General features: G+C 62.8%; 14 protein-coding genes. 6 read left to right on the plus strand and 8 right to left on the minus strand.

What is annotated here, in order from left to right; genetic code table 11:
* The first annotated feature begins 105 nt into the window (after window positions 1-105).
* Entirely contained in the window at window positions 106-390 is a 285-nt protein-coding gene (locus G5S35_RS23220; protein ID WP_065065423.1) for a hypothetical protein, read from the plus strand.
* Window positions 391-485: 95 nt separating this feature from the next.
* Here G5S35_RS23220 and G5S35_RS23225 read toward each other — a convergent pair whose 3' ends face one another.
* From G5S35_RS23225 to G5S35_RS23235, 3 genes are all read right to left on the minus strand, one after another.
* A complete protein-coding gene (locus tag G5S35_RS23225; protein ID WP_074982698.1) occupies window positions 486-692 on the minus strand; it encodes a hypothetical protein in 207 nt (68 codons plus the stop codon).
* 110 nt (window positions 693-802) lie between these two features.
* Entirely contained in the window at window positions 803-1,153 is a 351-nt protein-coding gene (locus G5S35_RS23230) for a response regulator (RefSeq protein ID WP_065065422.1), read from the minus strand.
* Between the two features lie 201 nt (window positions 1,154-1,354).
* On the minus strand, window positions 1,355-1,609 hold the full coding sequence (locus G5S35_RS23235; RefSeq protein ID WP_183039101.1) for a DUF2795 domain-containing protein: 255 nt from the start codon (window positions 1,607-1,609) through the stop codon (window positions 1,355-1,357).
* Between the two features lie 220 nt (window positions 1,610-1,829).
* On the opposite strand from G5S35_RS23235, the gene G5S35_RS23240 reads away from it, so the two are divergent.
* A complete protein-coding gene (locus G5S35_RS23240; RefSeq protein WP_074982464.1) occupies window positions 1,830-3,074 on the plus strand; it encodes a GGDEF domain-containing protein in 1,245 nt (414 codons plus the stop codon).
* A 58-nt stretch (window positions 3,075-3,132) separates the two neighbouring features.
* On the opposite strand, the gene G5S35_RS23245 is transcribed toward G5S35_RS23240, so the two are convergent.
* Entirely contained in the window at window positions 3,133-3,288 is a 156-nt protein-coding gene (locus tag G5S35_RS23245) for a hypothetical protein (RefSeq protein WP_183039102.1), read from the minus strand.
* A gap of 627 nt (window positions 3,289-3,915) precedes the next feature.
* Here G5S35_RS23245 and cqsA point away from each other — a divergent pair.
* Complete coding sequence (gene cqsA / locus G5S35_RS23250) at window positions 3,916-5,223, plus strand: alpha-hydroxyketone-type quorum-sensing autoinducer synthase (RefSeq protein WP_074982462.1); 1,308 nt, start codon at window positions 3,916-3,918, stop codon at window positions 5,221-5,223.
* Window positions 5,224-5,275: 52 nt separating this feature from the next.
* On the opposite strand, the gene G5S35_RS23255 is transcribed toward cqsA, so the two are convergent.
* The 4 genes from G5S35_RS23255 to G5S35_RS23270 form a co-directional block, all read right to left on the minus strand.
* Window positions 5,276-6,301, minus strand: coding sequence for a response regulator (locus tag G5S35_RS23255; RefSeq protein WP_065065418.1), 1,026 nt, complete (start codon window positions 6,299-6,301; stop codon window positions 5,276-5,278).
* Window positions 6,298-7,527 (minus strand): sensor histidine kinase, encoded by a 1,230-nt coding sequence (locus G5S35_RS23260; RefSeq protein WP_237181403.1) that lies wholly within the window; start codon window positions 7,525-7,527, stop codon window positions 6,298-6,300. Before G5S35_RS23260 ends, G5S35_RS23255 begins: the two co-directional genes overlap by 4 nt.
* Before the next feature lie 440 nt (window positions 7,528-7,967).
* Entirely contained in the window at window positions 7,968-8,810 is an 843-nt protein-coding gene (locus G5S35_RS23265; RefSeq protein ID WP_124260498.1) for an alpha/beta fold hydrolase, read from the minus strand.
* 4 nt (window positions 8,811-8,814) lie between these two features.
* Window positions 8,815-10,443, minus strand: coding sequence for a benzoate-CoA ligase family protein (locus G5S35_RS23270; RefSeq protein WP_183039103.1), 1,629 nt, complete (start codon window positions 10,441-10,443; stop codon window positions 8,815-8,817).
* Window positions 10,444-10,782: 339 nt separating this feature from the next.
* On the opposite strand from G5S35_RS23270, the gene G5S35_RS23275 reads away from it, so the two are divergent.
* The 3 genes from G5S35_RS23275 to boxB all read left to right on the plus strand — a co-directional run bounded on the left by G5S35_RS23275 (window position 10,783) and on the right by boxB (window position 15,126).
* Window positions 10,783-11,760, plus strand: a complete 978-nt coding sequence (locus G5S35_RS23275) for a helix-turn-helix transcriptional regulator (protein ID WP_237181404.1) — start codon at window positions 10,783-10,785, stop codon at window positions 11,758-11,760.
* A gap of 170 nt (window positions 11,761-11,930) precedes the next feature.
* A complete protein-coding gene (gene boxC, locus G5S35_RS23280; protein ID WP_183039104.1) occupies window positions 11,931-13,625 on the plus strand; it encodes a 2,3-epoxybenzoyl-CoA dihydrolase in 1,695 nt (564 codons plus the stop codon).
* Window positions 13,626-13,698: 73 nt separating this feature from the next.
* A complete protein-coding gene (boxB, locus tag G5S35_RS23285; protein WP_074982454.1) occupies window positions 13,699-15,126 on the plus strand; it encodes a benzoyl-CoA 2,3-epoxidase subunit BoxB in 1,428 nt (475 codons plus the stop codon).
* The last annotated feature ends 20 nt before the right edge of the window (window positions 15,127-15,146 follow it).

The raw sequence follows: 15,146 nt of genomic DNA on the forward strand, positions 1-15,146 counted from the left end.
CAGCGGACGGCCGACGCGGCATGCAAGCTGCTGCTAATCGGGCAGACGCGCCATCGACACGAAGGACATGAAGGACACGAAGCGCGCCATGACTGGAGGTGTGCCATGAACGATCGTTGCAAGCGTACTGAGGAACGGGCGCGCGAGGCATCGCAGCCCGCGACTCCTGAATCGCAGGAGGAGGCGCAGAGCGTGAAGCATCCGCGTCACGAAGGAGGCGAGCCGGTGGGCAGCCGCCATCCGCATGAGCCGCGTTCCGTGGGCGTGCAGGGGCATCGCGACCTCGAACGCGGTCTGGAGGATACGGACCGGAGGGGCGGCGATGCGTATCAGTCGCGCACGCAAAACGACGCGCAGGCGAACCGCAATGCGAAACCCAGGCGCGGCTGAATGCGCGTAAAAGAACCGGACGGGAGTGAAAGCGAAGACGACGCGTGCGGCAATGCGCGGCACGCGTCGTCTTCACAATCGTCAGCGTTATGTAATCAGCCGGACTTGCCGCCGCCGTCGAGCCCCGCGCCCTTGCGCCAGACTTCCTTGCCTTGCTCGGAAAGTTCGCCGCTACTGTGCGTGGCATCCGGTTGGGTGCCGTGAACGGCCATATCGCCGCCGGGCGGCTCCTGGGAAGGCTGCTTGTGCTGCTTGCGTTGCGCGACCCGGTCGTCCTGCGAGCGTCCTGCGTAGTCGGTCATGATGGCCTCCTGAGTGGCGTCGTCATGCTTCGTCATGGCGCAATGCGCGTGCCCCGCATCTCATCTTAAATCGATCAGGATGGCGAAATAACGAGGGTCAAGGCGATGGCTCAAGGCGAGGCCACGCGGCGCAGGATATCGAGCAACTGGGATACCGCGAAGGGCTTGCGCAGGAAGCCGACCACATCGGCGTCGGCGGGCGGCGTGACGAGCGCGGAGACGAGCACGAGTGGCACGGCCGCGAGCTTGTGGTTGCGGCGCATCGCGCGCATCAACTCGAGCCCGTCCATGCGGGGCATCATGCAGTCGGAAATCACCACGTCGGGTGGGTCGGCGAGCGCGCTCTTGAGCGCGTCCGAGCCGTCGGCCGCGGTTCTGACCCGATAGCCTTCCTGCCCGACCAGCTCCTTGAGCGCATCCAGTGCGTTGCTGTCGTCGTCGACGAGTAATACGGTTGCCATACGTCGTTTACCTGTGCTGCGCGCTGCGACCGCGTCGGCGGTTCTCACATCGCGCACGCCCTTGTTGTTGCCGTGGCTGCGCCCCTGCTCCGGGCGGCCCGTTGCCGGAGACTGTCCGGCACGCCCGGCGGGGCCAGCAAGATTCGTTCCCGGTTGGCTCGAAGGTGTCGTGGTCTGTCCGCGCATAGGCTTTCTCCGCGCTCAACCGGCGCTCAGCGCGCGCGGACGGGCCTGCCGGTCATGCGAGGCGACGATCGATGCCGACACCTCCGAAAAGCTGCCGAAGGCTTCGTCCGGCAACGCGCGCAATGCGTCGATTACGTCAGCGCGCGCGCCCGAGTGTTCGGCGCAGTCGAGCAGCGTGCCGGGATGGGCGGGAAAGGTCACGGCGTCGAGCGCGCGCTCGACGCGCAAGATCAGCGCCTCGCGAGCGACGTCCGGAATCGATGCGGGCATGGCAGTCTCCCTCAAGTTCATTTGCGCTTATTCCAGCAGACGGCGTTCCCGTCGATCCGTGCAGGCGCATCGAATTGCGGCGGGTCATGCCGAATAAAAGCTTGTCCGCGTTGAATATTGACGGCGGCGACTAAAAACCATGCAAGCTTTATGCAATTCGTGCCCTAAACTGACGTGTCCCTTTATCGATCAACACGCCAGTAGCGGCCGCGCGCAGTCCATGCTCAATCCGGTCAATATTCTTCTCGTCACGGTGCTTTCGAGCATTATGAGTCTCGCGATTCTCGGTTCGCTGCGGCCCGCGGGCATTCCGGGCGTGAGCCGCTGGATCGGCGCGTATGTGATGGCGAGCATCGCGATCGTGCTCGCGGGCATGCAGCGCATGGGCATGCCGTTCCTCACGGTGCTCGTATCGAACACGCTGCTCGCGATTGCCGTCACGCGTGCGCTCGAAGGCTGCCGCGAGTTTTTCGGCCTTGCGCCGCGCGTGCCGCTCGCGTGGGCGGGATGTGCGGCCGTGGCGGCGGGCATCGCGTGGTGGTACTGGGTGGAACCGGATCTCGGCGCGCGCATTGCGCTCATATCGATGTTTCATGCGTCGATTTATGGCGCGATCGGCTGGCTCGCGCTGCACGGCCGGCCGTCGGGACGGCCGCGCTACAGCTATCGCTTTGTTACGTGGTCGGCATGGCTGGGCGCGCTGGCGCATGGCATGCGCGGCATCATCTACGGCTGCGGATTCGTGCATCAGACCACGCTGCTCGATTCCACGCCGTTCAACGTCGCGTATCTGGCGCTCGGCATTCTGGTGTTGCCCGCGTTGTCGATCGGCATGGTGCTGCTCGCGCACGACCGCATGGCGGAGCGGCTTGAACGGCTCGCCAATCGCGACGAACTGACCGGCGCGCTCACGCGCCGCGCCTTCGTGACGCAAGCCGACGCCTTGCTCGGCGCCGCGCGCGCGGCCCGCGTGCCGCTCGCGCTCGCGATCATCGACATCGATCACTTCAAGGCCGTCAACGATCTGTATGGTCACGCAGCGGGCGACCGCGTGCTGGCGCATTTCGGGCGCGTGATGGCGGCGGGTGTGCGCGAAACCGATTTATTCGGACGGCTCGGCGGCGAGGAATTCGCGCTGCTGTTTCCGGCGACGGTGCGCGAACACGCCGCCGCGCGCGTCGACGCGCTGCGCGTGGCCGCGCTTTCGGTCCGCCGCACGGCGGATCATGCCGCGCCGGTTCACAACATGCCCGGTGTCGACGCCGTGCAACCGGTGCACGACGGTTTGACGTTCAGCGCGGGCGTGGACGCGCTTGATGACGGCGACACCTTGACTTCGCTGATGGCGCGCGCCGACGCGGCGCTCTACGAAGCGAAAATGCGCGGACGCAACCAGGTCGTGAGCGCACGCGCCGCCGTGCCGCGCGACGCCATTTCCGCCGCCGACGACACGAAAATTTCATAACGGCATCGGCAAGATTATTTTTTGCCGTATCGCCCATGCCTGCGTCCCGAATGACGAATTATTTCGTCACTGCGTTTTTCTTTTTCTTTCCCCCATTCGATTGTTGCAGTTTTTTATCTGCCGACAGCAGGTAATTCATGCCGCCCGCATGAAATTTTTGCTGTCGAGATGATGTTTCGACGATGGCAAAACCATTTCGGAATGCAAAGCGCATCGAAGCCCGTGAAATGCATCACACCGCTGTTTTTAAAGGATAATTATCGAAGGTGCGATAAACGTTCCTCGCAACGTTTGTTCCAGCTTGCGGTGCGCCATCGTGCGCGCGCCGTGCGGAACGGCACCCCATTCATCGGGCGAGCGTCTTTTCAATGAACCCGTGGCGGTCGCGCGTAGCGTCCGTCGCGCGGGTGTCGGGACGCTCGTTCAAGGCGTAAAGCGCCCGTATCCGCCTTTCAATTCGCAGCCGTTTGCGCGCGTCCGGGGGGATGCGTGGCGCGTCGACGGGAGGTCGCGCCACGGGGAGATCAGCGCACCATCGCAGCGCGCCGCGTGCACGTTTGCCCGTGCCTGCCCGCGGCTGCTCGTGTCCGTTTTGCGTGCATGAGGCGCAGCCGCCACGCGCTGTCCGTGCGCACACGTTTGCGCCCGCCGCGCGCCCTCGTCGCCACGCGCGCGCCAGCCTTCTTATTCGCCATTCATTACCAGCCTGTTGCCTGGATGTCTCGCCATGCCGTTGTGCGCGTGGTGTCCAGGCTCGGGTGTATCACCGGCCAGCTATCGCAGTCGATCTCGACCGAGAAGTCGTTCGCGGGGGCGGCCATCCACCACCAAGGAGCCTGAGATGAAAGCAGTGAATAACACGAATAACAACTGGCGTGACGCACACAACAACGACGCGGGCCTGCCCGCGTTTCTCGCGGCGCGCGTCGACCGCTATTACGAGGCGCGCGTGCAGCAGACGTGGGCGGGCGGCCACATCATGATGGGCCGCGAGCCGGACGCGCAGGCGCTGCATCTGTCGAGCAACGACTATCTGTCGATCGCGCGCCATCCGGAGATTCTCGACGCGATGTGCACAAGCATCCGTTCGGACGGTAACGGTCTGCTGATGTCGGGCATTTTTCTGCACGGCGACGCGTGCCCGCAATTGCTGCTCGAAGACCGTTTCGCGCGCTATATGGGTACGGAAGCGAGCGTGCTGTGTCAGTCCGGCTTCGCGGCGAATACGGGGCTGATCCAGTCGATCGCCAATGCGCAGACGCCGGTGTACGTCGACATGATGGCGCATATGTCGCTGTGGGAAGGCATTCGCAGCGCGGGCGCGAAGCCGATCAGCTTCATGCATAACGACGCCGAGCATCTGGAGCAGCGCATTCGCCGTTACGGGCCGGGGATTGTGATGGTCGATTCCGTGTACAGCACGAACGGCAGTGTCTGTCCGTTGCAGGCTTTCGCCGACGTATGCGCCACGCACGATTGCGTGTTCGTGGTCGACGAGTCGCATTCGCTCGGCACGCACGGGCCGCATGGCGCGGGCCTCGTGGCGGAACTGGGTCTCGGCGATCGCGTGCATTTTCGCACCGCGAGTCTGGCGAAAGCGTTTGCGGGGCGCGCCGGCATCATCAGTTGCTCGCGGCGCTTTCAGGAGTATTTCAAGTTCGAGGCGCTGCCGGCCATTTTCAGCTCGACGCTGCTGCCGCACGAAACCGCCGGTCTTGCCGCCACGCTCGACGTCATCGAGCGCGACGACTGGCGCCGCACGCGTCTCGCGTCGAATGCGGCTTACGTGCGGTCGAGTCTGGCCGGCTTCGGCTACAACCTCAACGGCAGCGAAACGCAGATCGTCGCGCTCGAAGCGGGGCCGGAAACGCAGACCATCGTGCTGCGCGATGCGCTGGAGGCGCGCGGTATTTTCGGCTCGGTGTTTTGCGCGCCCGCCACGGCGCAGAATCGCTCGCTCATTCGCCTGTCGATCAACGCGGCCATGAGCGATGCGGATCTCGAACGGCTCGTGGAGGCGTGCAAGGCGATACGCGACGAAGTGCAGATGTGGAACTGGCCGTCGACGCGGCGTCTGCTGGAGCGTGGCGAAGGCCGTTCGCGCACGCGTCAGGCTCCCGCGCTGATCGAGTTGCCGGAAGCGGCGTGATGCAGCCGCAGGCGCGTTAGGGATCTACCGCGTTAAAACCGGCGTGGGGCGTTCAGTGCGTGCCCCACGCCGCCTGGATTTCGCGGTCGAGGCGCTGTAGATAGCCGTCGTACGGCGCGATGCCGTCGAGCGTGAGCCCGGGCGGCTGCTTGACGATGGAATAGACGTAGCGGCGCTCGCCTTCGAATACCGATGCGGGATGCATGTAGAGCCGCCAGTCCGCGCATTGCGCCGGATAGTAGCCTTCGGTGCGCCAGAAGTAGGGCACGCTGCCGTGGCTGTCGAGTTCGGCGAGGAAATTGGCGGGCGCGCTTTGTTCGACGGCGATCTCGCGCACGCCGCGCAGCGATTCCTCGGTATGGATGATGAGCAGATAGGCCGTGCCTTCCGCGTCGAACATCAGGAGGCCGTGCGGCTGCCATGAAAGATAATGCTCGACAATGCCGAGCGAATGAAAAATGCCTTGTACATGCGTGGCGAGCGCGCCGTCCTTGAGAAACGCATATTCCGACACCGCGAGCGCATCGAGCACGCTGCCGCTGGTTTTATCGAAATGCGCGAGCTGCATGTCGTGAATCGCCTGATTCAGAGTTTCTACTGCATCGGCTTCATGCTTGCGAATAAAGCGATCAATCAGCCCTTCGTTGAAACTTTTCACCGCCACGTGTTCGTCGGCCTTGCCCGTGAGCATGATTTTCTTGATCGCGGGATTCGTGAGGCGGCGGCAGAATTCAATACCGTTGAGTTCAGGCATATCGTAATCCACCACCACGACCGAAATGGATTCGAAACGCGCCGGCCGGTTCACGAGGCTGCGAATGGCGTCCACGCGCATGGCGATTACCTGATGCGCATCGTTTTCCTCGGTGCGGTCGAGATAGGGGCTGAAGATGGGCGAGACGGGATGATCCTGCGCCGCGCGCGCGTTGAGATACTTCAGGCCCTCGCCGGGCGAGCTGAACATCCGGAACGCCAGCTCCGGGTCGAGTTGCAGGCTCAGATTCGAAAGGAATGCCGCACTGTCGTCGACGAAGGCGACCGTGGTTGGCCAGGAAAATGGCTGAATGGCTTTCGTCATGGCGTTGGGAATGTCAAAACGAACTCGGTATATTGGCCTTTGACTGAAGAGCAGGTAATCGCTCCCCCCATCGCTTGCATGACATCGCGGCAAAATGCCAGGCCGATTCCCGCGCCGAGCGATACGTCATCGGTGATGGTGCTTGAAGTATAAAAGCGGGTAAAGATGTGCGGCAAGGTTTCGGATGAAATACCCGTTCCGGTATCGCTGAAAATCAAGCGGTTGGCACGTTTTCCTGATTCAAGACGAATAGAAATATGCGCGCCTTCGATACTGCCCATATGGCGGAAGGCGTTCTTGATCAGATTGAACAGCACGTGCACGGTGAGCATTTCCGATCCGGTGAATTCGAAATCGGGCCGCAGATTGCAATGCACGCGCGCGCGGTCGCCTTCGCGAAACGGATAGCGCGCCAATGCCGTTTCCACGCAATGCGCGATCGAACACGGACTTGCGTTTTGCATCGGTCCGCCGGTAAAGCGCGCGGTGGCCAGCAGCATGTCGATGATGGCGTTCGAATGCAGCGCTTCCTGCTCGATGCGGCCGACCACGCCTTGCATCGAATGTAGATGCGCGACGCGTATTTTGGGCACCGGCAGACTGTTGCGCTGGGCCAGCAGATAGGTGTCGAGCAGTGCGGGCAAATAGCGCATGAGGCCGGCCGCGCCCACGCGAATGGCGACGAGCGGCGTGCGCAACTCGTGCGCGACGCTGCCTGCCGTGGCCAGCATGGCGCGCTCCTGTTCGATCTGGATGCGGTCCTGATCGTAATTGGCAATCGCGCCGATCGCCACGGCGAACGAGAAAATCGCCAGATGGGTGAGGTAAATGCCGCTCAGCGAGAAGCTGTCGCTCGTGAGCGTATAGGCGAGCAGCGCCAGCCCGATGCCGACGAGAAACTGCAGCACGAGCATCAGCCAGTCGAGCAGCAGCACCATGACGAAGGCGGCGATCAACGCGCTTTCCACCCACACTTCATTACCGTTGTTCTTGAACAGCATGAAAGTGAAGAAGAACGGCAATCCGTAGAGGGTGCAGAAATACCAGTACCACGGCAGGTATTTCTTTATCGCGGCGGGCCAGCGATCCGGAAACAGAAATGGCGCGAACAGTGCGGAACCAATCAGACGCAGCGTAAGATTTTCATACGGCTGCGGAAACAGGACTTTCCAGACATAGTAATAAAGCGGGAAGCCGAGGGTGGCGACCACGGCGAACGGCCGCATGCGCCGCTTCACGTATTGCATGTTGCGCAGCGCGGGCGCGAAGGCGTGTGCCATGAACGCCCTCAGCGCAGCCCATTCGCGCCGCGCGCGCAGCGAGATTCTCGATACGTTCATCAGGATGGAGTCGCTCATCGTTGGGTACCGGACCGCCGGCTGCGCGGCTGTGCGTGTGCACACGTTGCGGCGTGTTGCAGCGCCGCGCGCCGTGCCGCGCGTCCCCGTGGCGGTCAGGCGGCGCTCGCGGCCAGAGCAAACGATACCATCATTGCGATGCGCCGTTCGAGCTGTGCGGGGTCCGAACAGTTGCCGTTGAACGGATGGCTTTGCGCGGTGTAAGCATTCGATGCCGGGCGCATCGTTTTGCAGCGCCGTGGTGCATGAATAGCGGGCCGCAGCCGTGCGATGAGATTGAGCGCGTTGTTCAGCTGATATTCAGCGTGTTATTCAGCGCCCATGTGGATACGCACGAAGCGCTCGATGGCGTCGTCGAGCGTGGCGCGGGCGTCGCGATGAGGAGAATGGCCGCCCGAGTCGAGCGTTAGCACCTCGGCGTGCGCTACGGCCTCGCCGATCGCTTCGATTTGTGCGAGCGTGCCGTACTGATCGTCGCGCGCCTGTACGGCGAGCAATGGCACGGTGATGGATGCGATGGTCTCGACGATATTCCACGTGCGAAATGCCGGATCGAGCCAGATGTCATTCCAGCCATAGAACGCCGAATCCACATCGTCGTGATAGCGCGCGAGCTTCGCACGCAGAGTCGATTGTGAATCGGTCGCTTCGTAGGCACGTTTCGTTTCGGCGATGCTCGTGACCGAAATCGTTTCCACGAATACATGCGGAGCGATCACGACCGCGCCTGCGAGCGCACGCGGATAAAGCGCCGCGTAGAGCAGCGCGATCGAGGCCCCGTCGCTGTGCCCGATGAGCCACATTCGCGCGCGTTCGGCTTCGCTCACGCCAAGCGTGTCGAGCAGTGCGGGCAACACGTCCCGCGCCTGCTCCGACATGAAATCGACGGGCCATTTTTCTGCGGGCGCGCGCGGCGTGGAGCGGCCATAACCGGGTCGCGAATACAGCAGCCCGCGCAGACCGAGACGTTCGCAGAGTTCGTGTGGCCAGTCTTTCCACATCGCGATCGAGCCGAGTCCTTCGTGCAGAAACACGGCGAGCGGCGCATGCGGATCGCGCACGCCGACCCGGCGATATTCGATGGTCAGCGTGCCGCGTCGGGCGGCAAGGTTGGCGCTGGCGGGCAAGACGGCGAATTCGCTGCTGTTCATGAGTTCAAGGCGGAGCGTGAAATTGTTCGCGCAGACGGAAGCGCTGGATTTTACCGGTCGCGGTCTTCGGCAAATCGTCGACGAAGAGAATATCGCGCGGCGTTTTATGGGGCGCCAGACGTGTTTTCACGAAGGCCTTGAGCGTCGCGGTCATGGCTTCGGTTTCGGCGCATTCCGCGCGCCGCCCGCGTTTGAGTACGACGAAGGCGCAGGTTTTCACGAGCCCGTTCTGTTCGACGCCGATCACCGCCGCTTCGAGCACCGCTTCGTGCTGCACGAGTACCATTTCCACTTCGATCGGCGAAACGTATTGACCGCTGACCTTGAGCATGTCGTCGCTGCGGCCCGCGTAGACGTAGCAGCCGCCCGGCAGGCGCCGGTATTTGTCGCCGCTGCGGACCCAGTCGCCGAGAAAGGTCGCGCGGGTTTTCTCGCGATTGTTCCAGTACATCAGCGCGGCGCTCGGGCCGCGAATATAAAGGTCGCCGATTTCGCCATCGGCGACGAGCTGGCCGGTTTCGTCGCGCAACTCGATGTCGTAGCCGGGTACAGGGCGGCCCGTGGTGCCGTATTCGACTTCGCCGGGACGATTCGACAGAAAGATATGCAGCATTTCCGTGGAGCCCAGTCCGTCGAGAATATCGCTGCCGAAATGCTGGTGAAAAAGCTCGCCGATTTCGCGTGGCAACGCTTCGCCGGCCGACGTGCAGATACGCAGCGCGACCTCCGCGCGTGCGGGCAAACCGGGCGAGGCCATCATGCTGGCGTAGAGCGTGGGCACGCCGTAAAAGACCGTGGGGCGATGCTGCACGAGACGTGCGAAGACCGCGTCGGCGGTCGGGCGCTCGGCCATCAACACGGTGGTCGCGCCGACCGAAAGCGGAAATGAAAGGCCATTGCCGAGTCCATACGCGAAAAAGAGTTTGGCTGCTGAAAATACAATATCGGTTTCGCGGATGCCGAGTATCGGCTTTGCGTAGGTTTCAACGGTCCAGTAAAGATTCGCGTGCGTATGGACGGTGCCTTTCGGTTTGCCGGTCGAGCCCGACGAATAGAGCCAGAAAGCGATATCGTCGGCGTGGGTGGGTGCGATGTGAGTGAGCGGTGGCGAGGCGTCGATGAGCGCGTTCAGTGCATGATCGACGTGCTGATCCGTGAGCGGATGCGAAACGATCAGCGTGCAATCCGTGCAGCCCGCCTGTTCGAGTGCGGTCGTCACGGCGGGCAGCACCGCACCCGATGCGATCACGACACGCGCGCGGCTATGCGTGAGCATATAGGCGTAGTCGGCGGCAGTGAGCAGCGTGTTGACGATCACGGGCACCACGCCCGCAAGCAGTGCGCCGAGAAAGGCCACGGGCAATTCCACGGTGTCGAGCATCACGAGCAGGATGCGTTGCTCGGCATGCGCGCCCAGCGTGCGCAACGCGCCAGCGAAGCGGCGCGCGCGTGTTTCGAGTTCACCGTAAGCGAGCGTGGCGTCGTCGTCGATATAAGCGGTTTTATTGGCGCGCGAGGCATTCAATGCGAAGAGATGCGCGGCGAAATTGAATTGCGTGGGCGGGGGAACGATCGATGCGGTTGCCCGTGCCGGTGACGCGGCGCTTTCGAATGACGCTGCCTGAGTGTCCACGATGCTGTCTCCGCTCTGTCCGGCTCGATTGCGCGTCGCCGCTGGCCGGTGGTGCTATCGGTCGTTATATTGGTGTGGATTGCTAACTATTGCTTTGGCTTCCGTGCGGATTTTTCGTGTGTCGGCCGTTTCGATGCTGCCGCTCGCATCGTTCCGCACGTTGCTCGGTCGGTCAACTCGATGTGCATAATTTTGCATGAAATCGCGCTGACGCTCGCCCGGGACGATCTGTCCGAGCCACCAGACTATCGCCGCGGAGCCATTTGGCGGAAAATTAGCCGGTAGCAAAGTCTGTGTCAAGCACTATAGTACATAAAATCGCGCTGAGAGGTTCTGAAGATGAAGCAAACATACGTTGCCGAACCGCAGGCGGACGAGGCCGCCGAGGTTGCCGAGGCGCAGGAGGGCGCGCGCGGCGAACGGGCGGAACGCGATCCGTTTCTCACGGCGATGGGCGAGCGCGTGCGCATGCTGCGCGCGCGCCGTGGCATGACGCGCAAGGCGCTGGCGGCGGAGACCGGCTTGTCCGAGCGTCACCTCGCGAATCTGGAGTCGGGCGTGGGCAACGCCTCCGTGCTGGTGCTGCGCCAGATCGCGCTCACGCTCAATTGCTCGCTCGCCGAAGTGACCGGCGACGTCACCACGTCGTCGGCGGAATGGCTTTTGATTCGCGAACTGCTGCAAGGACGCGACCCGGCCGCGCTGCATCGCGCGCGCGTCGCGCTCGCGGAGATGTTTGCGCAGGCGCCCGCCGACCCGCATCGCAATGAACGTATCGCGCTGATCGGCCTGCGCGGCGCGGGCAAATCCACGCTCGGCCGCATGCTCGCGCAGGAGCGCAAGGTGCCGTTCGTCGAACTCACGCGCGTGATCGAGCAGATGGCGGGCTGCCCGCCGTCGGAAATCCATTCGCTCTATGGCGCGAGTGCGTACCGACGTTACGAGCAGCGCGCGCTCGAGGCGGTGATCGCGGAGCATCCGCGCGCGGTGATCGCTTCGCCCGGCGGCCTCGTTTCCGAGCCCGCGACTTTCAACGCGTTGCTCGCGCATTGCTTCACGGTCTGGCTGCAGGCCGCGCCCGAGGAACACATGCGTCGCGTGGTGGCGCAAGGCGACCTGCGTCCGATGTCGGGCCACGCGGGTAACAACGAGGCGATGGACGATCTCAAGCGTATTCTCGCGGGCCGCGCCGAGTTGTATGGACGCGCGGACATGAGCTTCGACACCAGCGAACGCACGCTGGCCGATGCCTATCTGCAACTGCGCGACCGGTTGGCGGCGCGGTTGGGTGCGGAGTTGCCGGTGCGCGTCGATTGAAGGATTGAGTGGCGCTGTCGCGCGGCGCGCACGAGCTGCGTATTCATCCTGCATTGTAGTTCATGGTTTACCCATCGTGGCGTCTTAATATGCAGTAAAGTGCTTTACTTGGGTGGGGTGTTGCACTATCGTTCATTGAAACGATGAGGCAAATACCCCAGGAGACGCCCATGGCTGCCGCCGAAACCGTCCTCGCCCCGCAAGACGCCGCGCTCCCTGCGCGAGTCGATTACCGGACCGATCCCTCGCAGTATCGACACTGGACGCTCACATTCGACGGCGCGATTGCCACGCTCGGCCTTGATATTGCCGAAGGCGGCGGCATTCGCGACGGCTACAAGCTCAAACTCAATTCCTATGATCTGGGCGTCGATATCGAATTGCACGACGCGCTCCAGCGCATCCGTTTCGAGCATCCCGAAGTGCGTACGGTGGTGCTCACAAGCCTGAAAGAGCGCGTGTTCTGCTCGGGCGCGAATATCTTCATGCTCGGCCTTTCATCGCATGCGTGGAAGGTCAACTTCTGCAAGTTCACGAACGAAACGCGCAACGGCATGGAAGATGCGTCGCGCCATTCGGGCCTTAAATTCATTGCGGCGGTGAATGGCGCGTGTGCGGGCGGTGGTTATGAACTCGCGCTCGCCTGCGACGAGATCCTGCTCGTGGATGATCGCTCGTCGACGGTCGCGCTGCCTGAGGTGCCGCTGCTGGGCGTGCTGCCCGGCACGGGCGGCCTCACGCGTCTCACCGACAAGCGCAAGGTGCGCCATGATCGCGCGGATATCTTCTGCACGGTGGTGGAAGGCATTCGCGGCGAGCGTGCGAAAGCGTGGCGTCTCGTCGACGATGTCGTGAAGCCGAACCAGTTTCGCCAGGCCGTGCAGGCGCGCGCGCTCGAACTGGCCGCAACGAGTGATCGTCCCGTGGATGCCGAGGGCGTCGCGCTGACGCGTGTGGCGCGCGTCGAGCACGAGAACGGCTTGAGTTATGCCTGTCTCGACGTGACGATCGATCGCGCGAAACGCACGGCCACTTTTACGACGAAAGCGCCGGTCGAACCGCTGCCCGAAGGCATCGATGCGATCGTGGCGGCGGGTGCGGCCTGGTGGCCGCTTCAATTCGCGCGCGAGCTGGACGACGCAATCCTGTCGATGCGTAGCAACGAACTCGACGTCGGCACGTGGCTGCTCAAGACCGAAGGCGATGCGCGCGCCGTGCTGGCCGCCGACGCCGCGCTGCTGGCCCATCGCGATCATTGGTTCGTGCGCGAAACCATCGGCATGTTGCGCAGAACGCTGGCGCGCCTCGACGTGTCGTCGCGTTCGCTGTTCGCGCTGATCGAACCGGGATCGTGTTTCGCGGGCACCTTCGCGGAATTCGCTTTTGCCGCCGACCGGACCTATATGGCGGCGCTGCCGTCGAACGAAGACGAAGAGCCAGTTATTACGGTATCCGAAACAAATTTCGGACTCTATCCGATGATTACGCATGAGTCGCGGCTCGCGCGGCGTTTCTACGGCGAAGCGGAATCGCTCGATGCGGTGCGCGAAAAGATCGGCCAACCGGTCAATCCCGCGGACGCCGAGCGGCTCGGGATTGTGACCGCCGCGCCGGACGATATCGACTGGGCCGACGAAATTCGTATCGCACTGGAAGAACGCGCGGCGATGTCGCCCGATGCGCTCACGGGACTCGAAGCCAATCTGCGCTTCAACGGACCGGAGACGATGGAAACACGCATCTTTGGCCGCCTCTCCGCATGGCAGAACTGGATCTTCAATCGCCCGAATGCGGTGGGCGAAAAGGGCGCGCTCAAGGTGTACGGCAAGGGCAGCAAGGCGCAGTTCGATGCGTCGCGCGTTTGATTCGTGTTTGACATGCGCGTGATTCGTCTTCTATTCACGCCCGATTCGAAACAGATCGCCGCAAGGAACCGATATGTCCACCATTAACTACAGCGAAAAGATTCCGAACAATGTCAATCTCGCCGACGACCGCACGCTTCGGCGCGCGCTCGAACAATGGCAGCCGAATTTTCTTTCGTGGTGGGGCGACATGGGGCCGGACGGGTCACACGGTTTCGACGTGTATCTGCGCACGGCCGTGAGTGTGGATGCGGGCGGCTGGGCGCATTTCGATCATGTGAAAATGCCCGATTATCGTTGGGGTATTTTTCTCACGCCGGGCGAAGCGGATCGCAAGATTCATTTCGGCGCGCACAAGGGCGAGCCCGCGTGGCAGGAGGTGCCGGGCGAGCATCGCGCGAACCTGCGCCGCATTATCGTCACGCAGGGCGATACGGAGCCGGCTTCGGTCGAGCAGCAGCGTCATCTGGGCCTGACTGCGCCGTCGATGTACGACCTGCGGAACCTGTTTCAGGTGAACGTGGAGGAAGGACGGCATCTGTGGGCGATGGTGTATCTGCTGCATCGCTACTTTGGTCGCGATGGTCGTGAGGAAGCCGAAGCATTGCTGGAGCGCCGTTCGGGCGACGACGACAATCCGCGCATTCTGGGCGCATTCAATGAGCGAACGCCCGACTGGCTGGCGTTTTTCATGTTCACGTATTTCACTGACCGCGACGGTAAATTCCAGCTTTCCGCACTCGCGGAATCGGGATTCGATCCGCTCGCGCGCACCACGAAATTCATGCTGACCGAAGAAGCGCATCACATGTTCGTCGGCGAATCGGGCGTGTCGCGCGTGGTGCAGCGCACGGCGCAGGCAATCAACGAACTGGGCACCGACGACGCGGCGCGTCTGCGAGCGGCGGGTGTGATCGACCTCGATACGATCCAGCGGTATCTGAACTTCCATTATTCGGTGACGATCGACCTGTTCGGCGCCGATCATTCGTCGAATGCCGCGACGTTCTACAGCTCCGGTCTCAAGGGCCGCTACGAGGAAACGAAGCGCGACGACGATCACCGTCTCGAAGGCCAGCATTATCGTCTGCTCGAGGTTCAGGAGGGAAAGCTCGTCGAGCGCGAGGTGCCGATGCTCAACGCCATGAATGAAGTGCTGCGCGACGATTACATCAAGGACTCGGTGGCGGGCGTGAATCGCTGGAACAAGGTGCTGGAAAAGGCGGGTATCGGCTTTCGCCTGAGCGTGCCGCACAAGGCGTTCAATCGGCAGATCGGCACATTCGCTGGCTTGCGCGTGGCGCCCGACGGCCGCGTGATCGACGAGGCGCAATGGGCGGCGAACGAGGCGAACTGGCTGCCCACGGCGGAGGATCGCGCGTATGTGGCTTCGTTGATGGGCCGCGTGGTGGAGCCCGGCAAATTCGCTAACTGGATCGCGCCGCCTGCAATGGGCATCAATCGACAGCCCGTCGATTTCGAGTACGTGCGCTTCAACTGAAAGATGGCGTCGCAGGCAGG

The organism is Paraburkholderia tropica, from assembly GCF_014171495.1.
In the GTDB taxonomy this organism is placed as follows: domain Bacteria; phylum Pseudomonadota; class Gammaproteobacteria; order Burkholderiales; family Burkholderiaceae; genus Paraburkholderia; species Paraburkholderia tropica.